This is a genomic window from Cyanobium sp. LEGE 06113, from assembly GCF_015207615.1.
In genome coordinates, this window is sequence record NZ_JADEWM010000001.1 from 146,544 (window position 1) to 166,797 (window position 20,254).

General features: G+C 69.3%; 22 protein-coding genes and 3 pseudogenes. 13 read left to right on the forward strand and 12 right to left on the reverse strand.

Going from position 1 to position 20,254, the window contains the following annotated elements; genetic code table 11:
• Positions 1–4 precede the first annotated feature (4 nt).
• Both IQ220_RS00850 and IQ220_RS00855 read left to right on the forward strand, forming a co-directional pair.
• Complete coding sequence (locus IQ220_RS00850; protein ID WP_193913142.1) at positions 5–658, forward strand: riboflavin synthase; 654 nt, start codon at positions 5–7, stop codon at positions 656–658.
• A 27-nt stretch (positions 659–685) separates the two neighbouring features.
• Positions 686–1,306, forward strand: coding sequence for a DUF308 domain-containing protein (locus tag IQ220_RS00855; protein ID WP_193912856.1), 621 nt, complete (start codon positions 686–688; stop codon positions 1,304–1,306).
• A 47-nt stretch (positions 1,307–1,353) separates the two neighbouring features.
• Here IQ220_RS00855 and IQ220_RS00860 read toward each other — a convergent pair whose 3' ends face one another.
• The 4 genes and pseudogenes from IQ220_RS00860 to IQ220_RS00875 all read right to left on the reverse strand — a co-directional run bounded on the left by IQ220_RS00860 (position 1,354) and on the right by IQ220_RS00875 (position 5,043).
• The gene (locus IQ220_RS00860; RefSeq protein WP_193913144.1) at positions 1,354–1,755 is read right to left on the reverse strand and encodes an AbrB family transcriptional regulator; all 402 of its coding nucleotides are present in this window, start codon (positions 1,753–1,755) and stop codon (positions 1,354–1,356) included.
• A gap of 118 nt (positions 1,756–1,873) precedes the next feature.
• On the reverse strand, positions 1,874–2,503 hold the full coding sequence (locus IQ220_RS00865; protein ID WP_193912858.1) for a cytochrome c oxidase subunit 3: 630 nt from the start codon (positions 2,501–2,503) through the stop codon (positions 1,874–1,876).
• Positions 2,500–4,124 (reverse strand): annotated as a pseudogene (gene ctaD, locus IQ220_RS00870) (cytochrome c oxidase subunit I). Before ctaD ends, IQ220_RS00865 begins: the two are co-directional and overlap by 4 nt.
• 50 nt (positions 4,125–4,174) lie before the next feature.
• Positions 4,175–5,043, reverse strand: a pseudogene (locus tag IQ220_RS00875) (cytochrome c oxidase subunit II).
• A gap of 206 nt (positions 5,044–5,249) precedes the next feature.
• Between IQ220_RS00875 and IQ220_RS00880 the strand changes: the two are divergent.
• From IQ220_RS00880 to IQ220_RS00910, 8 genes and pseudogenes are all read left to right on the forward strand, one after another.
• Positions 5,250–6,056, forward strand: coding sequence for a heme A synthase (locus IQ220_RS00880; protein WP_370566293.1), 807 nt, complete (start codon positions 5,250–5,252; stop codon positions 6,054–6,056).
• A complete protein-coding gene (locus IQ220_RS16310) occupies positions 6,044–6,304 on the forward strand; it encodes a hypothetical protein (RefSeq protein ID WP_370566294.1) in 261 nt (86 codons plus the stop codon). Before IQ220_RS00880 ends, IQ220_RS16310 begins: the two co-directional genes overlap by 13 nt.
• Positions 6,305–6,307: 3 nt before the next feature.
• A pseudogene (locus IQ220_RS00885) lies at positions 6,308–7,268 on the forward strand (heme o synthase).
• 39 nt (positions 7,269–7,307) lie between these two features.
• Positions 7,308–8,330, forward strand: coding sequence for an ABC transporter ATP-binding protein (locus IQ220_RS00890; protein WP_228008824.1), 1,023 nt, complete (start codon positions 7,308–7,310; stop codon positions 8,328–8,330).
• A 6-nt stretch (positions 8,331–8,336) separates the two neighbouring features.
• Positions 8,337–9,236, forward strand: a complete 900-nt coding sequence (locus IQ220_RS00895) for an ABC transporter permease (protein WP_193912862.1) — start codon at positions 8,337–8,339, stop codon at positions 9,234–9,236.
• A gap of 12 nt (positions 9,237–9,248) precedes the next feature.
• On the forward strand, positions 9,249–9,617 hold the full coding sequence (locus IQ220_RS00900) for a hypothetical protein (RefSeq protein ID WP_193912864.1): 369 nt from the start codon (positions 9,249–9,251) through the stop codon (positions 9,615–9,617).
• Complete coding sequence (locus IQ220_RS00905) at positions 9,590–9,997, forward strand: hypothetical protein (RefSeq protein ID WP_193912865.1); 408 nt, start codon at positions 9,590–9,592, stop codon at positions 9,995–9,997. Before IQ220_RS00900 ends, IQ220_RS00905 begins: the two co-directional genes overlap by 28 nt.
• Before the next feature lie 2 nt (positions 9,998–9,999).
• Positions 10,000–10,686, forward strand: coding sequence for an N-acetylmannosamine-6-phosphate 2-epimerase (locus tag IQ220_RS00910; RefSeq protein WP_193912867.1), 687 nt, complete (start codon positions 10,000–10,002; stop codon positions 10,684–10,686).
• A gap of 25 nt (positions 10,687–10,711) precedes the next feature.
• Here IQ220_RS00910 and groL read toward each other — a convergent pair whose 3' ends face one another.
• Positions 10,712–12,388, reverse strand: a complete 1,677-nt coding sequence (gene groL / locus IQ220_RS00915) for a chaperonin GroEL (RefSeq protein ID WP_193912869.1) — start codon at positions 12,386–12,388, stop codon at positions 10,712–10,714.
• 185 nt (positions 12,389–12,573) lie between these two features.
• Between groL and IQ220_RS00920 the strand changes: the two genes are divergently transcribed.
• Positions 12,574–12,765 (forward strand): hypothetical protein, encoded by a 192-nt coding sequence (locus IQ220_RS00920; protein WP_186700889.1) that lies wholly within the window; start codon positions 12,574–12,576, stop codon positions 12,763–12,765.
• Positions 12,766–12,801: 36 nt separating this feature from the next.
• On the opposite strand, the gene fabG is transcribed toward IQ220_RS00920, so the two are convergent.
• From fabG to IQ220_RS00930, 3 genes are all read right to left on the reverse strand, one after another.
• Complete coding sequence (fabG, locus tag IQ220_RS00925) at positions 12,802–13,554, reverse strand: 3-oxoacyl-[acyl-carrier-protein] reductase (RefSeq protein ID WP_193912871.1); 753 nt, start codon at positions 13,552–13,554, stop codon at positions 12,802–12,804.
• Between the two features lie 66 nt (positions 13,555–13,620).
• Entirely contained in the window at positions 13,621–13,800 is a 180-nt protein-coding gene (locus tag IQ220_RS16315) for a hypothetical protein (RefSeq protein ID WP_370566295.1), read from the reverse strand.
• Positions 13,801–13,889: 89 nt separating this feature from the next.
• Positions 13,890–14,453: a hypothetical protein gene (locus IQ220_RS00930; protein ID WP_370566296.1), complete on the reverse strand. Its 564-nt coding sequence runs from the start codon at positions 14,451–14,453 to the stop codon at positions 13,890–13,892.
• Positions 14,454–14,521: 68 nt separating this feature from the next.
• Between IQ220_RS00930 and ispD the strand changes: the two genes are divergently transcribed.
• Positions 14,522–15,232: a 2-C-methyl-D-erythritol 4-phosphate cytidylyltransferase gene (ispD, locus tag IQ220_RS00935; protein WP_193912873.1), complete on the forward strand. Its 711-nt coding sequence runs from the start codon at positions 14,522–14,524 to the stop codon at positions 15,230–15,232.
• Here the strand turns inward: ispD and IQ220_RS00940 are convergent.
• From IQ220_RS00940 to IQ220_RS00950, 3 genes are all read right to left on the reverse strand, one after another.
• Positions 15,229–15,771 carry a hypothetical protein gene (locus tag IQ220_RS00940; RefSeq protein WP_193912875.1) on the reverse strand — a complete coding sequence of 181 codons (543 nt, stop codon included), beginning with the start codon at positions 15,769–15,771 and terminating at the stop codon, positions 15,229–15,231. The two genes, ispD and IQ220_RS00940, sit on opposite strands and share 4 nt — an antisense overlap.
• Before the next feature lie 96 nt (positions 15,772–15,867).
• Positions 15,868–16,788: an LD-carboxypeptidase gene (locus tag IQ220_RS00945; RefSeq protein ID WP_370566297.1), complete on the reverse strand. Its 921-nt coding sequence runs from the start codon at positions 16,786–16,788 to the stop codon at positions 15,868–15,870.
• The gene (locus IQ220_RS00950; RefSeq protein ID WP_193912879.1) at positions 16,785–17,735 is read right to left on the reverse strand and encodes a 4-hydroxybenzoate polyprenyltransferase; all 951 of its coding nucleotides are present in this window, start codon (positions 17,733–17,735) and stop codon (positions 16,785–16,787) included. Before IQ220_RS00950 ends, IQ220_RS00945 begins: the two co-directional genes overlap by 4 nt.
• A gap of 108 nt (positions 17,736–17,843) precedes the next feature.
• Here IQ220_RS00950 and IQ220_RS00955 point away from each other — a divergent pair, with 108 nt between their 5' ends.
• Positions 17,844–19,457 carry a Ppx/GppA phosphatase family protein gene (locus IQ220_RS00955; RefSeq protein ID WP_186697029.1) on the forward strand — a complete coding sequence of 538 codons (1,614 nt, stop codon included), beginning with the start codon at positions 17,844–17,846 and terminating at the stop codon, positions 19,455–19,457.
• Here IQ220_RS00955 and IQ220_RS00960 read toward each other — a convergent pair.
• Positions 19,438–20,244, reverse strand: a complete 807-nt coding sequence (locus IQ220_RS00960) for a helix-turn-helix domain-containing protein (protein ID WP_193912881.1) — start codon at positions 20,242–20,244, stop codon at positions 19,438–19,440. The two genes, IQ220_RS00955 and IQ220_RS00960, sit on opposite strands and share 20 nt — an antisense overlap.
• Positions 20,245–20,254 lie beyond the last annotated feature (10 nt).

Sequence of the window (20,254 nt, forward strand, 5' to 3'; positions counted from 1 at the left end):
GCCGATGTTCACCGGACTGGTCCAGGCCACGGGCACGATCGAACGGGTGCAGGGTGGTGTGCGGCTGCGCTGGGCCGCCAGCGAGGGCGGCTGGTCGGCCCACGATCTGGCCCTGGGCGAGAGCGTGGCCGTGGATGGGGTGTGCCTCACGGTGGCGGAGCGCTTCAGCGATGGCTTCCGCGCCGATGTCAGTGACGAAACCCTGCGCCGCAGCACGCTTGCGGCCCGGGCGGAACGCCGGGGCGCCGTGAATCTGGAGCCGGCGCTGCGGCTGGCCGATCGCCTCGGCGGCCACCTGGTGAGCGGTCATGTCGATGGCCTCGGCACCGTGCTGGCGGTGGCGGCCGAGGGGGAGTCGTGGCGGCTGGATCTGGCCTGGCAGGATCCGGCCTATGGCCGCTACGTGTGCGACAAGGCCAGCGTCTGCGTGAACGGCATCAGTCTCACCGTGGCGGGCTGCAGCCCCGATGGCGCCAGCTTCTGGATTGCCGTGATTCCCCACACCTGGAGGGGCACGACCCTGCAGGGCCTGCGCCAGGGCGATGGGGTGAACCTGGAGGCCGATCTGCTGGCCAAATACACCGAACGGCTGCTGGCTGGCGGCGCCCAGCCCGACCTCGACCGCGCCTGGCTGGCTGAACACGGCTGGCAGGCCTAGGGTCCAGCCTCTGCCTCTTGCGTTGCCATGGTCCAGCTCAGCCCAGCCCGGGATGCGGCAGCTCTGAGGACCTTCACCCTCGGGGAGGGGGTGCTGATGCTGGTGCTCGGCTTGCTGGCGATGATCTTTCCGCTGGCCGCCTCCCTCTGGGTCACGGCGATGGTGGCGCTGATCTTTCTGGTGGGAGGCCTGCTCGGCTGGATCAACAACCTGATGCGGGCCCGGCTGCTCGGCCGCTGGCTGGCCTTCTGGCGTCTGGTGGTGTCCACCCTGCTGGTGGCAGCGGGGCTGTCGATGCTGCTGCAGCTCGGTTCGGGACCGACCCAGGCGGCGGCCCCGATCGCCACCCTGGCCCTGGCCATCGGAGTGGTGTTCGTGGTGGAGGGTTTGGTGGCCCTGGGGGTGTCCCTGGCCCACCGGCGCATTCGGGGCTGGGGCTGGGGCCTGCTCAACGGCCTGATCACCCTGGCCCTGGGCACGACGATCCTGCTGCTGCCCGGCCCTGTGCTGTTGCAGGTGCTGGGCCTGCTGGTGGGCATCAGCTTCGTGTTCAGTGGCCTCGACCTGCTCAGCTTCAGCGCCAGTTTCCACGGCCCCGATCAGCACACAGCCGGCCAGCCCGAACCCCCCCGGCAGCTGAGGTCCTGAACCGCTGGAGAGCCACCCCGGGCGAAACGTGCTCACTCGCACCCCGCTTAAGCGGTGTCGTCGCTCGCTTCGCCCTCGGGGAACTCGCCGTCTTGGAGCGGCAGCAGCCGGATGGAGCGGCTGTCCCGCTGCAGTTCGATGCGGAATTCCTGGCCGGGCTGCAGCCCCAGCCGGCGGGTGTAGGCGTTGCCGATCAGCAGATTGCCGTTGCCGTGCACGCGGGTGCGGAACTCCGCCTGCCGCCCCTTGCCGGGGCCTGGGGCGGCGGCGCTGCGACCGGCGCTCGCCTCGGGAACGGGGTAGCCCTTGGCGGCCACCAGGGCCTTGTGGAAACTCTTCCTGAGCACGCGGCCACTGGGGCCGACGTACCCACAGGCGCGGGCAATCAGGTCCTCAGGCTGGTCGCTGAGGGCTCTGGCCCTGTCGAGCAGGGCCTTGCCTTCGAGCATCCCGCCCGGACCACCGCCACTGCTGGGACTCATGCCTGGAGATCCTGGCGACAGGTCATGAGCTGAATTGTGCCCAGTCCGCAGGCTGATCGGCAACAACCCCGGGGCTGGAAGGGGCTCAGAGCACGTAGAGGATGCCGTAGAGCACCACCCAGATGCCGTCCACAAAGTGCCAGTAGAGCTCTGCGGCCTCAAGGCCGAAATGCTTCTCAGCGCTGATCCGACCACCGCTGCGGGTCTGCAGGGCCACGATCAGGATGCAGATCACCCCCAGGGTCACGTGCAGACCGTGGAAGCCCGTGAGGGCATAGAAGGTGCTGGCAAAGAGGTTGTCGGTGAGGCCGAAGGGCAGGGTGAAGTACTCCACCATCTGGCCGGCCAGAAAGGTGGCTCCGAGGCCGGCGGACACCAGCAACCAGGTGCGGCAGGCGGCCCGGCGATTGGCGCGGATCTCGCGGCCGGCGCGGTGGAAGGTGAAGCTGCTCAGCACCAGCAGCACGGTGTTGATCGTGGGCAGCAGCAGCTCCAGCTCGTAGATGCTGCCCTCGGGCAGCGGATTCACCGCTTTGAAGGTGAGGTAGGCCGCGAAGAAGCCAGCAAAGGTCATGCCATCGGCCACCAGGAAGGTGGTGAGGCCGAACATGCGCACGTCGGCGTGCAGGTCGGCCTCGGCGCTGGCCTCAGCGGTTGGGGCAGCCGCTGCAGGGCTGCTCAGCAGCGAGCTGTCGGAGGAGTTGGTGGTGGTCATGACTGGGCCTCAGGACGGGTGCCGTAGCCGTAGGGCTCGGTGACGAGGGGGGCCTCCCCCTTCCAGTTCTCCACCGGAGGGGGCGAGGAGGTGAGCCATTCCGGCGTCAGGGCGTTCCAGGGGTTGTCGCCCGCCGGCTCACCGTTCCTGGCCGTGATCACCACGTTGATCAGCAGCGGCAGGATGCTGATCGCCATGATCAGGGCCCCCACGCTGCTCACCTGGTTGAGCGTGGTGAAGGCCGGGTCGTATTCCGCCACGCGCCTGGGCATGCCATTCAGCCCCAGCCAGTGCTGGGGCAGGAAGCAGAGCTGGAAGCCGATCAGGGTGAGCACGAAGTGCAGGCGACCCAGATCCTCGTTGAGCAGACGGCCCGTGAACTTCGGATACCAGTGGTAGAGCGAGGCGAAGATCACAAACACCGTGCCTCCGTAGACGATGTAGTGAAAATGACCCACCACAAAGTAGGTGTCATGAACATGGATGTCGAAAGGCACCTGGGCCAGGCTGATACCTGTGATGCCGCCGAACACAAAGTTCAGAATGAAGCCGCATGAAAACAGCATCGCCGAGTTGAGGGCGATCTTGCCTCCCCACAGGGTGGCGATCCAGTTGAAGAACTTGATGCCCGTGGGCACCGCAATGAATGAGGTGGCAATGGTGAAAAACAGCCGCATCCAGGGGGGTGTGCCACTGGTGAACATGTGGTGGGCCCACACGATCAGGCCCAGCCCCACGATGCCCATGATCGAGTACACCATGGTGGTGTAGCCGAACAGGGGCTTACGGGCGTGCACCGGCAGGATTTCGCTGACCAGGCCGAAGGCCGGCAGCACCATGATGTACACGGCTGGATGGGAATAGAACCAGAACAGGTGCTGGTAGACCACCACGTTGCCGCCCAGGGCCGGGTTGAAGAAGCCGGTGTGGGCCACGATGTCGAAGCTCAGCAGGATCAACACGCCGGCCAGCACAGGGGTTGAGAGCACCACCAGCAGGCTGGTGCCCAGCATCGCCCAGCAGTACATCGGCAACTGCATCATCTTCAGGCCAGGACGGCGCAGCTTCAGCACCGTGGCGATGAAATTGATGGCGCCGAAGATGGAACTGCCCCCCAGCAGCAGCACACTCAGAATCCACACCACCTGGCCGGCAGCCGGGGTGGTGAGACTGAGGGGTGGGTAGCTGTCCAGCCGGACTGGGCAGCGGCGCCCGCCAGGAAATAGCTGCTGATCAGCAGGATGCCAGCCGGCGGAATCATCCAGAAGGCCACGGCATTGAGCCTCGGGAAGGCCATGTCCCGGGCGCCGACGTAGAAGGGAATCAGATAGTTGCCGAAGCCGCCATTGACCACGGGCACGATCCACAGAAAGATCATCACCGTGCCGTGCAGCGTCAGCACCTCGTTGTAGGTGTCACGGCTCACAAAGTCGGACATCGGACTGACCAGCTCGGTGCGGATCACACCGGCCAGCGCCCCTCCCACCAGATAGAAGGCAAAGCCGCACACCAGATACTGAAGCCCGATCACCTTGTGATCGAGGCTGAAGCTGAGATAGCGGGCCCACCCGGTGGGCTGCAGACCCTCCTGGGGCAGAGGGCCTGGACTGGCGATCGTCATCGGCGGGAACGCTGCGGGGGAAAGGTCGGGGTCACGGTCAACACGCCAGTTCAGGTGCTCGTGGTGGGGGTGTTCTGCGCCAGCCAGGCGTCGAAGCTCTCGCGTTCATGCACCACCACGTTGGAGCGCATGCCGCCGTGGTAGGCCCCGCAGAGTTCGGCGCAGACGATCGGGAAGGTGCCGGCGCGGGTGGGGGTGAAGGAGAGCTGGGTGGTCTGGCCCGGAATCACATCCTGCTTGAGGCGGAACTGCGGCACCCAGAAGGCGTGGATCACATCGCGGGCCTCCATGCGCAGCTCCACGGGCTGGCCCAGCGGCACATGCAGCTCGCCGCTGGTGATGTCGCCCTGGGGGTAATGGAAGATGAAGGCGAACTGCATGGCCGTCACCTCCACCGGCAGGGTCGGGGGAACCACGCCTGTCTGATCAGGGGTGGCGGCAGCGCCGATGCCCCCCCAGATGCGCTCCGGGTCTGGGCCGGGGCTGTCACTGACGAGGGCGGCCCGGTCGATGGTGCTGTGATCCATGGCGCTGTGATCCATGGCGGCATGGTCCATGAGGGGGCCATGCCGCCCATGCGCTCGTAGATGTCGTAGCTATAGATACCAACGAAAAGAATGACCACCGCTGGTATCGCAGTCCAGACGATTTCCAGGGGCAGGTTGCCCTCAATGGCCACACCGTCGCTGGTGTCGCCGGCGGTGCGGCGAAACCGCAGCAGGCTGTACACCAAAACGATGGTGATGCCGAGGAACAGCATCGTGCCAATGCTGAATAAAACCTTAAAAAGGGAATCGTAGGTGGCGGCGTTGCTGCTCGCATCGAGCGGCAGCATGTTCACCCGATTGCCCACCAGGAGCCCTGTTCCCACAAGGCCAGTCGTGGCCAGCACGGTGGTGAGGGCTGTGCGGATCTGCACGGCATTGGAAGTACTGAGGATCAGCCTATGGGCAGGGCCTTGCCGATGCGAGCCATTGCGCCTGCACAGTTGTGATCAGCGCATCTCAGCGGGGTGTTGGTGTTGCTGGCGGCTGGCCATGTTGTGAATTGACGATGTGAGCGAATCCTCATCCCTCGCTCCCCGCACCATCGCTACCGTGCAGCGACTCTGGGGCGCTCGCTCCGATGCAGACAGGCCTGCGGCCATCCCAGACGCCCGACTCTGGGGCCCCGGCCGAGGCCGAGGCCCCTCAGGCAGGCCCCATCCAGGCCGGCTCCCCTGCTGATCAGCTGACCCCACGGCAGGCCGATCGGCTCGGGCAGCTCAGCCGCCTGAGTGGCCACCTGGTGGTGGCGTTGGTGGCCCTGGTGGTGATCGGTGGGGCCACCAGGGTCATGCAGGCCGGCCTGGCCTGCCCTGACTGGCCGCTCTGCTACGGCGTGCTGCTGCCTGGCCGGCAGATGAACCTGCAGGTGTTTCTGGAGTGGTTTCACCGGCTCGACGCCTTCGTGGTGGGGGTCGCCCTGCTGGTGATGGCCGCCGCCAGCCTGGTGGGCCGCCGTCAGCTGCCCGGCTGGCTTCCCTGGGCCTCCGGCCTGGCCCTGGCCCTGGTGGCCGTGCAGGGAGGTCTTGGTGCCCTCACCGTGACCCGGCTGCTGGCCTCCTCGATGGTGACGGCTCATCTGGCTGCGGCCCTCAGCCTGCTGGCCCTGCTCAGTGGGCTGCACCAGGCCCTGAAGCTGCAGCAGGCTCTCAAGCGGCACTCTCAGCCCAGCACGGCTCCCCTGGAGCGGCCCTGGCGACTCGTCTGGGGCCTGGCTGTCTGCGCTGCCCTGCTGCTGGTGTTCTGCCAGAGCCTGCTCGGGGCCTGGATGGCCAGCCACTGGGCCGCTGATCGCTGTCTGGCTTCCGGCGATGACTGCCGCTGGCTGCTGCTGCATCGCCAGCTGGCCCCTGGGGCCGGGGGTGCCGTGCTGCTGTGGCCGCCCTAGCCGCCCTCCGTCCTGCCCTGCCGCGCTCGGCCCGCCTGCTGGCCCTCGGCGGCGCCCTGCTGGTGGTGGCCCAGCTGGCCCTGGGCGTCACCACCCTGAGGCTGGCCCTCGCCGTGCCCGCCGTGACCATCGCTCACCAGCTCGGTGCGGCCCTGCTGGTGGCCGTGCTCGCCGGCCTGCTGGGCCAGCTGCCTGGCCTGGCCGGCCGGCCCCCCTCAACATCCCCATCCCCCTCTCCCCTGAGCTGATCCATGGTGAGCCTCTCTGCCCTGCCCATGGCCCAGCCCCCTGCGGTGCGCCCCTCTGTGCGCCTGCCGGCCTGGCTGGAGGTGGCCAAGCCCCGGCTGATTCCGCTGTTGCTGGCCACCACCCTGGCCGGCATGGCCGTGAGTGGCTCCAGCATCACCACTCCCGTGGTGCTCTGCACCCTGCTGGGCGGCGCCCTGGCCTCCGCAGCGGCAGGGGTGCTCAACTGCCTCTGGGAGCAGGAACTCGATGGCCGCATGCAGCGCACCAGCCGCCGGGCCCTGCCCTCGGGACGGCTGGCCCAGCGCCAGGCCTTCGGACTCGCCGTGGCGCTCACCCTGGTCTCGGTGACGGTGCTGGTGCTGGGGGTGAACCCCCTGGCCGCCAGCCTGGCCCTGCTGGGGTTGTGCAGCTATGTGCTCCTGTACACCGCCCTGCTCAAGCCCCGCACGCCCCAGAACATCGTGATCGGCGGGGTGGCGGGCGCCATCCCAGCCTGGTGGGAGCTGCGGCGGCCAGCGGCGAACTCGGTGCCTCCAGCTGGTGGTTGTTCTCACTGGTGATGGTGTGGACCCCGGCCCACTTCTGGGCCCTGGCGCTGCTGCTCAAGGACGACTACCGCTCCGTCGGCATCCCCATGCTTCCAGTGGTCAAAGGCGTGCAGGTGACGGCCCGGGCGATCAGCAGCTATGCCTGGCTGACGGTGGCGCTGAGCCTGCTGGGGGCCTGGATGCTGCCCAGTGGCGGCCTGTTCTACGGCCTGCTGGTGCTGCCCTTCAACGGCAGGCTGCTGCAACTGGTGAGCAAGCTCAGCCGCAATCCCAACGACCCTTCCTCCGCCAAGGCCCTGTTCCGCTGGTCGATCTTCTATCTGTTCGGCGTGAGCTGCTGCTGCTGATGGCACGCCTCCCCCAGGCGGAGCCGTTCTCCATCGGGCTGGGGATGCTGCCTACATTGGGCGGCTGATCGACGCACAACCGCTCTGATGGCCACGGGAGAGAGGGGCTGGTGATCGAAATCGATCGGTTGAGCAAGGCCTACGGCAGTGGCACGTCCAGGGTGGCTGCCCTCGATGGCCTCAGCCTGAACGTGCCGGCGGGCACGCTCTATGGCTTGCTGGGCCCCAATGGCGCCGGCAAGACCACCGCGCTGCGGATCCTCTGCACCCTGCTGGCCCCAGACGGGGGCAGCGTCCGGGTGGCCGGCGTGGATGCCCTGCAGGACCCCCGCCAGGTGCGGCGGCTGCTCGGCTACGTGGCCCAGGAGGTGGCGATCGACAAGATCCTCAGCGGCCGCGAGCTGCTGCAGCTCCAGGGCGACCTCTACCACCTGCAGCCGGCCTTGCGGAACAGCCGCATTGCCGAGCTGGTGGATCTCCTGGGTATGGGCGACTGGATCGACCGGCGCTGCGGCACCTATTCCGGTGGCATGCGCCGCCGGCTCGATCTGGCCTCCGGTCTGTTGCATGCCCCGCGGGTGCTGGTGCTGGATGAGCCCACTGTGGGCCTCGACATCGAGAGCCGGGCGGCGATCTGGACCGTGCTGCGCCAGCTGCGCGATGGCGGCACCACGATCCTGCTGAGCAGTCACTACCTGGAGGAGGTGGATGCCCTGGCCGACCGCCTGGCGATCCTCGAGGCGGGCCAGCTGATCGCTGAGGGCACCCCATCGGAGCTCAAGGATGCTCTCGGTGGCGATCGCGTCACCCTGCGGGTGCGGGAGTTCAGTGATGCCGCGGAGGCCAGCCAGGTGCAGGAGCTGTTGAGGGCCTGCCCGGGGGTGCGTCAGGTGGTGGTGAACCGCGCCCAGGGCTATTCGCTCAACCTGGTGGTGGAGCACCAGGGGGTGGTGGAACAGCTGAGGCATCAGCTGGCCGAGGCCCAGCTGCCGGTGTTCGCCCTGGCCCAGAGCCGGCCCAGCCTCGATGATGTGTACCTCCAGGCCACGGGCCGCACATTGATGGATGCGGAGCTGGCTGTGGCCGGCAGCCGGGATCCCAAGGCCGAACGCAAACAGAGCATGCGCTGATCCGTGATGACCACCACTTCTTCTGCTTCTTCTTCCGGCGCCTCGCTGTCCAGCCAGGTCAGCCCTCCGTCGCCGTTGCCCCTCGGCCCCGAGGCCTCCGCCCTGGCCGAGATCAGCCAGGAAACCCTGGCGCTCACCAAGCGCCTGTTCCTGCAGCTGCAGCGCCGCCCCTCCACCCTGATCGCCGGAGTGTTGCAGCCCCTGATCTGGCTGATTCTGTTCGGGGCTCTGTTTGCCAAGGCCCCCGCCGGCCTGCTGCCGGGCGGCATGAGCTACGGCCGCTTTCTGGGGGCCGGCGTGATCGTGTTCACCGCCTTCAGCGGCGCCCTCAACGCCGGGCTGCCGGTGATGTTCGATCGGGAGTTCGGCTTCCTCAATCGGCTCCTGGTGGCGCCGCTGCGGGCGCGCAGTTCGATCGTGCTGGCCTCGGTGCTGTTCATCACGGCCCTGAGCCTGGTGCAGAGCCTGGCGATCATGGCGGCCGCTGCCCTGCTGGGCTACGGCTGGCCGGGCGCCGGTGGCCTGCTGCTGGTGCTGGTCACGCTGCTGCTGCTGGTGTTCGCCGTCACGGCACTCAGCCTCGGGCTGGCGTTCGCCCTGCCGGGTCACATCGAATTGATCGCCGTGATCTTCGTGGCCAACCTGCCGCTGCTGTTCGCCAGCACTGCCCTGGCACCGATTTCCTTCATGCCGGCCTGGTTGGGCTGGCTTGCGGCCCTGAATCCCCTTACCTTCGCGATTGAACCGATCCGCGCCGCCTACGCCGGCCATTTCTGCCTCACCGCCGTGGTGCTCGAGGCTCCGTACGGAGACCTCACCGCCGGCACCTGCCTGGCCGTGCTGGCCCTCCTGGCCGCTGGACTGTTCGCCCTGATCCGGCCCCTGCTGGATCGCAAGCTCACCTGATTCCCGGTCCCCGTGCCCCGTACCCCCCGCTTCCCCGCCCCGGACCGTCCCGATCCGGAGGCGCGGCTCCTGGCCGCCGTGGCTGAGCGCGATGGCCCCCTGGCCCGCCGCCTGGGTGAGCGGTTCGTGCACCGCCGCGGCGTGGTCGCCCTTGAGAGCCTGCTGCAGCGCAAGCTGGAACCCATCCAAGGCGCCGAGGCCTGCAGCTGGCTAGCCGCCCTGGTGGGGGTGGAGCCACTGGCGCCCGTCGTGGTCGCAGCACCTGCGGTTGATCCCTGGGCCCCGGTTGCTCCGGTGTGGAGGAGGTTGGCAGCTTCAGCGCCGCTGACAGCTCCGCCCCACCGCTGGACTCCATGGGGGTTGAGCCAGGCGCGGCTCTGATCGCGTCCTGGCTGGAGGATCTGGAACAAGAGCAGGCAGAGCTGGGCCAGCTTGCTGAGGCCTGGAAGCCCGCTGCTGAGCAGCTCGCTGATGCTGAGCCCGAGGTGGCTGATCCCCGGCCGGGCGAGCCCAAGCTGGCTGCCCTCCAGGCTTCCGACCTGATGGTGTTCGCAGGGGGCGGATCTGCAGCTTCGTCCCCGGCCCATGCAGCCCCGCTGCCGGCGCAGCAGGTCGATCCTGACCCCCTGCTGCGCCGCCTCCAGCTGGTGGCTACCCCCAACGGCCAGGCCCCTGGAACCGTAGGGCCCGCGCCGGTGCCGGCCTCGCTGGCACGCCTGCGCTCGTGGCTCCATGACGATCAGCTGCCGGAGGCGAGCTGAGCATGGCCACCGCGCCATGGCCCCAGGGGCTGATCGTGTCGGTGCAGGCCCCGGAGGGATCACCCATGCGTCACCCCGAGGTGATCGCGGCCATGGCGGAGGCCAGCCTCAACCAGGGCGCCAGCGGGGTGCGGCTGGAGAGTCCCGAACACATCGGTGCGGTGCGTCGGCGCTGCCCGGAGGCCCTGATCGTGGGGCTCTGGAAGCGCACCTACCCCGGCAGTGCGGTGTACATCACCCCCACCTGGATCGACATCCAGGCCGTGTGGGCGGCTGGGGCCGATGTGGTGGCCATCGATGCCACGAGCCGACCGCGGCCCTGCGGCGAAGATCTGGCGGAGCTGATCCGCCGGGCCGCTCAGGAGCTGGGGGCGCCCCTGATGGCCGATGTGGATTCCGTGGCCCACGGCCTGCGGGCCGCCGAGCTGGGTTGCGGCTGGGTGGGGACCACCCTGTTCGGCTACACCGAGGACACCGCCAGCTGCCCCCCTCCTGCCATGGACCTGCTGGCGCCCTTGCGGGCTTCTCTCCCCAACGAGGTGGCCCTCATCTGTGAGGGAGGGATTCACTCGGCAGCCCAGGCCCGCGCGGCGCTGGCGCACGGGGCCGATGCGGTGGTGGTGGGCACGGCGATCACGGGGATCGATCTGCAGGTGGCGGCCTACCTGCGGGCGCTCGCCCAGCCCTGAGGGGAGGCGGGGAGCGCAGCCCGGCTCACATCATGCCGGGCATCCCCATGCCGCCCATGCCTCCCATACCACCCATGCCGCCCATACCTCCCATGCCGCCCATGTCGTCGCCGGGGCCTGCGGCCGCGGGCGGTTCGGGCTTGTCGGCGATCACGGCTTCGGTGGTGATCAACAGGGCCGCGATCGACACAGCGTCCTGGAGCGCCAGCCGGGTGACCTTGGCGGCATCGAGAATGCCGGCGGCCAGCAGGTCTTCGTATTCACCGCTGAAGGCGTTGTATCCCTTGCCGCCGCGCAGGATCTCGGCGCTCACCACGGAGCCGTCGATGCCCGCGTTCACGGCGATCTGGCGCACCGGCTCAGCCAGGGCCCGCTTGACGATCTCCACTCCCGTGCGCTCATCGCCCTGGCGGCGGCCAGCCAGCTCAGAGAGGGTTTCAGCCAGTTCCAGCAGGGTGGTGCCGCCACCGGCCACGATGCCCTCCTCGACGGCGGCCCGGGTGGCGTTGAGGGCGTCCTCGATACGCAGCTTGCGGTTGCGCAGCTCGGTTTCGGTGGGGGCCCCCACCTTGATCACGGCCACACCGCCGGCCAGCTTGGCGATCCGCTCCTGCAGCTTCTCGCGGTCGTAGTCGGAGTCGGTGGCGGCCAGCTGGCGACGGATCGAGGCGATGCGGTCGGCCACGGCGGCCTGATGCTCCTCGCTGGCCACGATCGTGGTGCTGTCCTTGGTGATGGTGATGCGGCGCGCCTGGCCCAGGTCGGCCAGGGTGGCCTTCTCCAGGGTCATGGCCTGGTCTTCGCTCACCACCGTGGCGCCGGTGAGGGTGGCGATGTCCTGCAGGTAGGCCTTGCGGCGATCCCCGAAGGAGGGGGCGCGCACGGCGGCCACCTGGAGCACGCCGCGGTTCTTGTTCACCACCAGGGTGGCCAGGGCTTCACCCTCCACCTCCTCGGCCAGGATCAGCAGCGGGCGGCCGCTCTTGGACACGGCTTCCAGCACCGGCACCAGATCGGCGATGCTGCTGATCTTGCGATCGGTGATCAGGATCAGAGCACCCTCAAACACGCACTCCCGGCGCTCCGGATCGGTCACGAAATAGGGGGAGCTGTAGCCGCGGTCGAAGGCCATGCCTTCGGTGATCTCGAGCTCGGTGGCCAGGGAGTTGGACTCCTCCACCGTGATCACGCCATCGACGCTCACCTTGTCCATCGCCTGGGCGATCATGGCGCCGATCTCGTCGTCGTTGCCGGCGCTGACGCTGGCCACCTGGCGGATCGCGTCGCCCTCCACGGGCACGGCCCGGGCGGCGATGCCCTCCACCACCAGGGCGGCAGCCCGCTCCATGCCGCGGCGCAGGTTCACGGGGCTGGCGCCGGCGGCCACGTTGCGCATGCCCTCCCGCACCAGGGCCTGGGCCAGCACGGTGGCGGTGGTGGTGCCGTCACCGGCCTCGTCCTTGGTCTTGCTCGCCACCTGCTGCATCAGCTTGGCGCCGAGATTTTCGAAGGGATCCTCCAGTTCGATTTCCTTGGCGATCGTCACGCCGTCGTTGACGATGTCGGGGGCGCCGAACTTCTTCTCGAGCACCACATTGCGTCCCTTCGGACCGATGGTCACCCGCACGGCATCGGCGAGGGCGTTGACACCCCGCTCCAGGGCGGCGCGGGAGGCGTCGGAAAAGCTGACCAGCTTGGTCATCGGCTCACAGGAGTTCCAATGCTTCAGGTTCCCACGCGGCCTGGGGCCTGGTCCGGTAGGGAAAGCCGAAAAGACTGTCGGGCTGCCCTGACGGACCGATAAGGTCTGGTGAGGGGGCCTGGAGCCGCACAGAGGTCTTGGACGAGTTGCTTCAGAGCGCCCTTGACACGGCTTCAGCCGAAGCCATGCCCCTCAGCACCGCCAGCGGCGCCAACGCCATGGTGTTCGTGCTGGTCACGGCCCTAGGGCTGCTCATGGCGCTCATCTATGTGCCGCTGCGGCTCTACCTCACGCTCACGGCGCGCAGCCGGCGGCTGCGGCTGCTGCAGCGGATCCGCCGGCTGCGGGAGGAGCTGGGCCAGCCGATCGGCGGCTGAGCCCGGCGGATGGCGCGGTGGGTTGTGCCGCGGCGCTCAGCGCATCACCATGCCGCCATCCACCTGAAGCACCTGGCCGGTCATGTAGGCGGCGCTGGGATCGGCGGCCAGGAAGCGCACCGCTCCGGCCACTTCGGCGGCGCTGCCCATGCGACCCAGGGGGATGGCCTTGAGGATCGGCTCCTTGTCGAGGGAGGCGGTCATGTCGCTCTCGATGAAGCCGGGGGCCACGGCATTCACGGTGACGCCCCGGGCGGCGAACTCGGCCGCGTTGCTGCGGGTGAGGCCGATCACCCCGGCCTTGGCGGCGCTGTAGTTGGCCTGGCCGGCATTGCCGCACAGCCCCACCACCGAGGTGATGTTGATGATGCGGCCGCTCCTGGCCTTCAGCATCGGCCGGCTCACGGCCCTGGTGCAGAGGAACACGCCGGTGAGGTTGAGGTCGATGACGCTCTGCCAGTCGGCGGTCTTCATGCGCATCAGCAGCCCGTCGCGGGTGATGCCGGCGTTGTTGACCAGCACGTCGAGGCGGCCCTCGCGCTCCAGCACCGCCTTCACCATCGCCTCCACCTCGGCCTCCTCGGCCACGTTGGCCCGGTGGGCCCAGGCCCTGCCACCGGCGGCCTCGATGGCACCCACGACATCGGCCGCGGCCTCTTCGGAGCTGGCGTAGTTCACCACCACGGTGGCGCCGTTGGCGGCCAGTTCCAGGGCGATCGCCGCGCCGATGCCGCGGCTGGCGCCGGTGACCAGGGCGACCTGACCGGTGAGGGGAGCGGCGACGGCCATCGAGGGGGAGGGGTGAGTGGCGCCGATCGTATGGCGAGGCCCATCACCCGCTGGGCTGGGGGCCGCTCAGGCCAGCCCCAGGGCGCTCAGCACGGCGGCGCTGCCGAGCTGGGACAGCTCGTCTGGATTGCCCAGCGCTTTGACTCCCTCGCGCTGGGGGAGGTCGCCGGCTGCAGCCCCGAGGGCCACCAGCGGCAGGCCCAGCAGCAGGGCCAGCTCCACACTGGCCGGATCGCTGGCCAGCACCACATCGGCGCAGGCCAGCCGTGCGGCCCGCTGGCTCCAGGAACCCTCTCCGGCGCTGGCGCTGCGCAGCCCGGGCAGCTGGGCGGCGATCAGGGCGGGCAGCTCCTGCCAGCATTCCGGTGGCCAGTCGCCAACGCCCCCCGCCGGGGCCTGCAGCAGCAGGGGCCCATCGCCGGCGGGCAGGGCGGCGGCGGCGGCCTGGAGATCGGCCGGGGGGATCGGCAGGCGGAAGCCTCGGCGTTCAGGCTCAGTCCCAGGGGGCGCAGCCAGGTTTCCCAGGCCTGGGAAGGCCAGCCCCCTGCAGGCTCCTGCACCAGCGCGGTGGCCGAGAAGCCCTGGCTGGCCACCCGGGTGGGGATGTGGCTCATGGACAGCATCAGGTCCATGGCCCGACTGGGAGCGCGGTTGATGCAGAGCTGGAAATCGGGCTCCCGCACCGAGCCCAGCAGATTGGCCCAGTCGGCGAGGGTGGCGTTGGCGAAGCTGAAGGGCAGGGCGCGGCTGACGCCGGGGTGCAGGCGCCAGAGACCAACCGCTTCAGCGGGGCAGACCACCTGCACCACCGCCTTGAGCTGGTCCGCCACCGCGGCCACGGCAGGGAAGGCCTGGAGCTGCCGGCTGCTGTCGCCGGGCAGCAGGAACAGGGCGCGCATCGAGGGGCAGTCACGGCGGACTGATTGTATGGAGCGGTTCCGGACGCGCCTGGCCGCGGGAGACGCCTGTGCATCTGTTGATCGCCGCCGCCGGCAGTGGCCGCCGCATGGGCGCCGCCGGCAACAAGCTGCTGCTGCAGGTGGCCGGGCGCCCTGCGTTGGCCTGGACCCTCGAGGCCGCCCTGGCCTGCGCGGCCATCCGCTGGATCGGCATCGTGGGCCAGGCGGTGGATGCCGAAGCGGTGGCGGCGATCATCGAGGCCGCCAGGCCGGATCGCCCGGTGCAGTGGATCCTGGGCGGCGACAGCCGCCAGGAGTCGGTGAGCCGCGGCCTGGAGGCCCTGCCTGCCGAGGCCACAGGCGTGCTGATCCACGATGGCGCCCGCTGCCTGGTGCAGCCGGAGTTGCTGGCGCGCTGCGCCGCGGCGGTGGCCGCCGGGCGGTCGGTGATTGCCGCCACCCCCGTCACCGACACGATCAAGCAGGTGGACGCCGCCGGGGCGATCCTGGCCACCCCCGATCGGGCCGGACTCTGGGCGGCTCAGACCCCCCAGGGGTTCCCGGTGGACCAGTTGCGCTCGGCCCATGCCCGCGCCCGGCGCGAAGGCTGGAGCGTCACCGATGACGCTGCCCTGTTCGAGCGGCTCGGCCTGCCGGTGCAGGTGTTGGAGGCTCCCGCCTCCAACATCAAGCTCACCACCCCCTTTGACCTCACGGTGGCGGCGGCGGTGCTGGCGGCCAGGGCCGGGACTGGCCGCGGTGAACCCAGCCGGCCCTAAACGCAGATCCTTGGGTTGCTGAGCGGGCATTTGGATCGTGCACCAGCTGAATTGGGCAAGGTGAAGCGTTTCAACCGGGGCAGGGTTTCCAGCACATCCATCTTGTCGACTTCAGACTGGGGAACACCGAGGTTCTCCATGTAGACGCCCATGAGGTTCTTGGCGCCTCGGATCGATAACAGCGGCGAGACATCAAAGACATCGGTTTGGGTTAAGACCAATTTGTGCTGCTTGTTCATGAGGAAGACTTCCATATCCTGGCAGCTGCCGGAAAACCCTTCATCAATGATGCTATCGATTATTGTTAAAACGGTGTACTGCTCTTCTTCGGTAATCCCTGGAACTTGATTAAGGCACCACTGCGAAAAGCTGTAGTGGTGTTTCGGGTCCTTGAGGTAGTTCGTGGTCACGGGCCGCCTCGGCTCTGAGCCCGCACGGTTGCCGTTCTGCAGCGGCTGAGCAGGGGCAGCAGGGGCCAGAGACGTGCAGAGCGCCAGTGCAGCAGCCCCAGTCCAGAACCAACGCAGGCGCACGGCCATCAGCTGCACAGGGAGAAAGGGCACTCTTCACCCTAAAGACGGCCCTGGTTTCGCTCCAGAGCAGCAAAGGCAGTGGTACTGCCGGGCGGTAATGCCTTACCCCACCAGCCTCAGCAACCCCGCCTCAGCGTCGAGTCGGGCCCGGGCGCCCAGGGGCAGGGCCCCATTGCCGGCCTCATGGCCCACCGGCAGACCGGCAAGCACCGGAACGCCCAGATCCCCCGTGCGCTCCCGCAGCACCTGCTCGAGGCTGAAGCGGGCCGGGTTGGCAACGCTGGGCCCATCGCCAGCGGGATCGTCGCAGCCGCTGAACTGGCCCAGGCCGATGCCCCCCAGCTGACCCAGGGCACCGCTCAGCCGCCAGTGGGTGAGCATGCGATCGATCCGGTAGGGAGCTTCGCCCACCTCTTCGAGCACCAGGATGGCGCCGCGCAGGTTGGGCAGGTGGGGAGTACCGAACAGGTGGGTGGCCACGGTGAGATTGGCCACCAGCAGGGGCCCCTCGGCCACACCGCCCCGCCAGGCGGTGCCCGCCAGGTCGGCCACCGGTTCACCGAACAGCAGGGCCCGCAGCCGCTCCTGGCTCCAGGCGGGTTCCGCCGCCAGGGTGGTGAGCAGCGGGCCGTGGATGGCGCCGCCGTGGCCCTGGGCCAGCTGGGCCCAGAGCAGGGAGGTGACATCGGAGAACCCCAGCAGCCAGCGTGGAGGAAGAGCAAGCGGTTGCTCCAGCAGCCGGGCCGCCCCCCAGCCCCCCCGCAGGCAGGCCAGCAGCTCGGCCCCCACCCCTTCAGCCCGCAGCAGATCATCGCGGCGCTCGGCGTCGCGGCCGGCCAGATAGCCCCAGCGCCGCTCATGCAGGGCGCGGCGCTCCACCTCCAAGCCCCAGCTCTCGAGCACGGCGATGCCGGCTTCCAGGCGCTCCAGGTGATCGCTGGCCGCCAGCGCGGAGCTGGCCGCCACCAGGGCCACCCGGGCTCCTGGACGCAGGGGAGGAGGTTGCCTGGGCGGGAGGGTCACGCCAGTCGCCCCAGCACCAGGGCCAGCCACCACAGCCCGCCCAGCCATACCTGCTGGCGGAAATGGCGCCCGAAGGCCCCCCGCGACTGACCCGGCCGTTGCAGCAGAACCCCGGCACGCACCATGCCGAGGCTCGCCCCTGCGGCCAGCCCCCAGCCGAGCAGGTTGAGGCCCTCCCCCGCGGCCGTCAGGGTTAAGGCGGCCGCGGCCAGGCAGAGGGATGCTGCCAGGTAGCAGAGGGTCACCACCTGCGGCGCCCGGCGCCCCAGGCTGAGGGCGCTGCTGCGCACCCCGATGGCCCGGTCGTCGTCTCGGTCGGCCATGGCATAAACCGTATCGAAGCCAAAGGTCCACAGCAGCGTGGCCAGCCAGACCAGGGCGAGCGGCCAGCCCCCGGCCAGGCTGCCCGTGGCGGCGGCCCAGGGGATCAGCACGGCGAAACCCCAGCAGAGGGCCAGCACCAGCTGGGGATAGCCGAACCAACGCTTGGCCGAGGGGTAGAGCAGCACCAGGGGAAGGGTGGCGAGAGCCAGCAGCAGGCAGAGGCCCCGGCTGCCGGCGGGCAGGCCCCACAGCACCACCCCCAGGGCCAGGCCCAGGCAGACCGTGAGCAGCGCCAGGGCCGTGCCCACGCCCACCCGGCCGCAGGCCAGCGGCCGCCGCCGGGTGCGTTCCACCTGGGGATCGATGCGGCGATCCCAGAGGTCGTTGGCGATGCAGCCGGCCCCACTCACGGCCAGGCCTCCCAGCGCCAGGGCCAGCAGCAGCGAGGCCGGCGGCGGGGTTGTCGGCAGCAACCACAGGCTCCAGCCCGCCGGAATCAGCAGGATCAGGCGGCCGCTCGGCTTGTCCCAGCGCAGCAGCTGCAGCCAGGCGCCCAGGTCGGCGCCGAACCCTGCGGGGCCTGCCGCCGCGTTGCTCTCCTTGCCCACCGCCGAGCCTGCCATGCGCCTCCCCTGACGATGCAACCGTGTTGAGAGAGGAACGCTAGGCGTCTGGGGCCAGGGGCCCCGGGGTCAGTGGCAAACTGGCTGCGCCCTGGCTGCCCCGGTTCGATGGCCCAGAGCCCTCCCTCCCAGCGCCCCGATCGACGCCGGGTCGCGGCCATCGACATCGGCACCAACTCGATCCATCTGCTGATCGCCGAGGTGGATGAGGAGCTGCGCAGCTTCTCGGTGCTACTGGCCGAAAAGGCCACCACCCGCCTGGGCGAGCGCGACCCCGACTCCGGTGATCTCAGCCCTGCCTCGATCGAGCGGGCCTTCCGCACCCTGCGTCACGACAAGGAGCTGGCCGAGAGCCACCAGGTGGAGCAGATCGTCACGGCGGCCACCAGCGCCGTGCGCGAAGCGCCCAATGGCCGCGACTTCGTGCAGGCCCTCTACGACCAGCTGGGCCTGTCGGTGGATCTGGTGAGCGGCCCGGAGGAGGCCCGTCTGATCTACCTGGGGGTGCTCTCGGGGATGGGCTTCGGCGAGCAGCCCCACATGATCCTCGACATCGGCGGTGGCTCCACCGAACTGGTGCTCGGTGACGGCCGCGACGCCCGGGTGCTCACCAGCACCCGCATCGGCGCTGTGCGGCTGCAGCGGGAGTTCTGCCAGCAGGAGCCCCTTCCCCTGGAGCGGCAGCGCTTCCTGAAGGCCTACATCCAGGGGGCGCTGGACCCGGCCGTGTCCGAATTGAAGCGGGCCCTGCAGCCTGGCGAGCAGCCCCGGCTGGTGGGCACCAGTGGCACGGCGATGGCCCTGGCCTCCCTGGCGGCAGCGGCAGAAGCCAAGCCACCTCTCAAGCTGCAGGGCTACCGGTTGCCCAAGCAGCGCATCGATGAGCTCGTTGAGGCCCTGGTGGCGATGACCCCGGAGCAGCGCCGTGAGCTCTCGGCCATCAACGAGCGCCGCGCCGAGATCATCGTGCCCGGCTCCCTGATCCTGCAGACCGCCATGGAGATGGTCGGTGCTCCCGAGCTGGTGGTGTGCGACCGGGCCCTGCGGGAGGGCTTGATCGTGGACTGGATGCTGCGCAACCAGATCCTGGGCGATCGCTTCAGCTTCCAGAGCACGATCCGCGAGCGCACCGTGCTGCACCTGGCCCAGAGCTATGGCATCGACCGGGAGCGGGCCGATCGGGTGGCGGGCCACGCCCTCAGCCTCTACGACCAGGGCAAGGGCCTGCTCCATCACGACAGCGGCGCTGGGCGTGAACTGCTCTGGGCCGCGGCCCAGCTGCACACCTGCGGCAAGAGCATCAACATCTCCGCCTATCACAAGCACACCTGGTATCTGATCCGCCACGGCGAACTGCTGGGCTTCTCCCAGGCGGAGCACCTGATGGTGGCGGCCATGGCCCGCTATCACCGCCGCAGCCTGCCGAAGAAACGCCATGAGTCGTGGCAGCTGATCGAGGAGCGCGATCAGCGCAGCATGGTGTTCTCCATGGCCCTGTTGCTGAGGCTGGCCGCTGCCCTCGATCGCCGGCCCGCGGCGGGCATCGCTGCCATCCGCGTGCATCCGGCCGCGGCTGGGGTGCTCGACCTGGAGCTGGTGCCCCATGCTCCCGAGCCTCGAGAGCCGGCGATCGATCTGAGCCTGGAGCGCTGGAGCCTGCGCTCCTGCAGTGAGGTGGTGGCGGAAGCCTGCGGGCTTGAACTCAGGGTGAGGGAGCCCTGAAGCGCTGCCAGCGCACCTGCTCGATCGTGCCCAGCAGGCGTCTGGGCTGGCCTGGGGGCACCACTTCCACCAGGTCCGGCCGGCCGGCCAGCACCTGCAGGTCCGCCTCAAGCGGGAAGGACTGCTCCCCCTCCAGAGTGCCGCGGAAGAGGGTGGTTCCGTCGGCGCTGCGCACTTCCAGCCAGCTCGGTTGCTCGGCCCGCAGCAGCAGTTGGCCGGAGCCGGCACCGCTGGCGCCTGAGGGTTCCAGCGCCTGTGCTGGGCCGCCGACAGCGCTTTCTGGGGCCGAGGCGGCAGCTGGTTGCGGCGTGCCGGCTGGGGCCAGGGCGGTGCTGCCGCTGCCGCCGTCAGGCGCCACCAGCCTCTGGTACCCGACCAGCCCAACGCCGCCGAGCGCGACCAGCAGCCCTGCGGCGGCCAGGGGCAGGGGCCATCGGGCTGCCTGGCTGGACCGGCTGGGGGCTGAAGTCATCGCCTGCGGTTGGGCTGGGGTGCTGGACGCTTCGGCCGGCTGCGGAGCGGGTTTTCGGCCCTGAAGGCTGACGCGCAGCGCCTGGATCTCAGGGTCGATCGACACGCCGAGGGTTGAGGCCACCCGCCTGGCCTGGGCGATCACGAACACCGGTTCGGGCAGGCTGTCGGAATCGGCATTCTCCAGGCTCTGTAGTTGCTCACGGCCCATGTGCAGGCGGTCGGCCAGATCTTCGAGGCTCAGCCCCTGGCTCAGCCTGGCCTGCTGCAGGCATGAGGCCAGCCGTTGCAGATCGGACATGGGGTCTGCGCTCATGTCAGCGAGG

Excerpts from the sequence above, each read along its gene's own strand:
- groL (WP_193912869.1), bottom strand. The coding sequence starts at position 12,388 with ATGACCAAGCTGGTCAGCTTTTCCGACGCCTCCCGCGCCGCCCTGGAG.
- IQ220_RS00930 (WP_370566296.1), bottom strand. The coding sequence starts at position 14,453 with ATGCGCGCCCTGTTCCTGCTGCCCGGCGACAGCAGCCGGCAGCTCCAG.
- IQ220_RS00955 (WP_186697029.1), top strand. The coding sequence starts at position 17,844 with ATGGCCCAGAGCCCTCCCTCCCAGCGCCCCGATCGACGCCGGGTCGCG.
- IQ220_RS00950 (WP_193912879.1), bottom strand. The coding sequence starts at position 17,735 with ATGGCAGGCTCGGCGGTGGGCAAGGAGAGCAACGCGGCGGCAGGCCCC.
- IQ220_RS00880 (WP_370566293.1), top strand. The coding sequence starts at position 5,250 with ATGCAGACAGGCCTGCGGCCATCCCAGACGCCCGACTCTGGGGCCCCG.
- IQ220_RS00940 (WP_193912875.1), bottom strand. The coding sequence starts at position 15,771 with ATGGCCGTGCGCCTGCGTTGGTTCTGGACTGGGGCTGCTGCACTGGCG.
- fabG (WP_193912871.1), bottom strand. The coding sequence starts at position 13,554 with ATGGCCGTCGCCGCTCCCCTCACCGGTCAGGTCGCCCTGGTCACCGGC.
- IQ220_RS00960 (WP_193912881.1), bottom strand. The coding sequence starts at position 20,244 with ATGAGCGCAGACCCCATGTCCGATCTGCAACGGCTGGCCTCATGCCTG.
- IQ220_RS00860 (WP_193913144.1), bottom strand. The coding sequence starts at position 1,755 with ATGCTCGAAGGCAAGGCCCTGCTCGACAGGGCCAGAGCCCTCAGCGAC.
- IQ220_RS00895 (WP_193912862.1), top strand. The coding sequence starts at position 8,337 with ATGACCACCACTTCTTCTGCTTCTTCTTCCGGCGCCTCGCTGTCCAGC.
- IQ220_RS00905 (WP_193912865.1), top strand. The coding sequence starts at position 9,590 with ATGGGGGTTGAGCCAGGCGCGGCTCTGATCGCGTCCTGGCTGGAGGAT.
- IQ220_RS00865 (WP_193912858.1), bottom strand. The coding sequence starts at position 2,503 with ATGACCACCACCAACTCCTCCGACAGCTCGCTGCTGAGCAGCCCTGCA.
- IQ220_RS00850 (WP_193913142.1), top strand. The coding sequence starts at position 5 with ATGTTCACCGGACTGGTCCAGGCCACGGGCACGATCGAACGGGTGCAG.
- IQ220_RS00910 (WP_193912867.1), top strand. The coding sequence starts at position 10,000 with ATGGCCACCGCGCCATGGCCCCAGGGGCTGATCGTGTCGGTGCAGGCC.
- IQ220_RS00920 (WP_186700889.1), top strand. The coding sequence starts at position 12,574 with ATGCCCCTCAGCACCGCCAGCGGCGCCAACGCCATGGTGTTCGTGCTG.
- IQ220_RS00855 (WP_193912856.1), top strand. The coding sequence starts at position 686 with ATGGTCCAGCTCAGCCCAGCCCGGGATGCGGCAGCTCTGAGGACCTTC.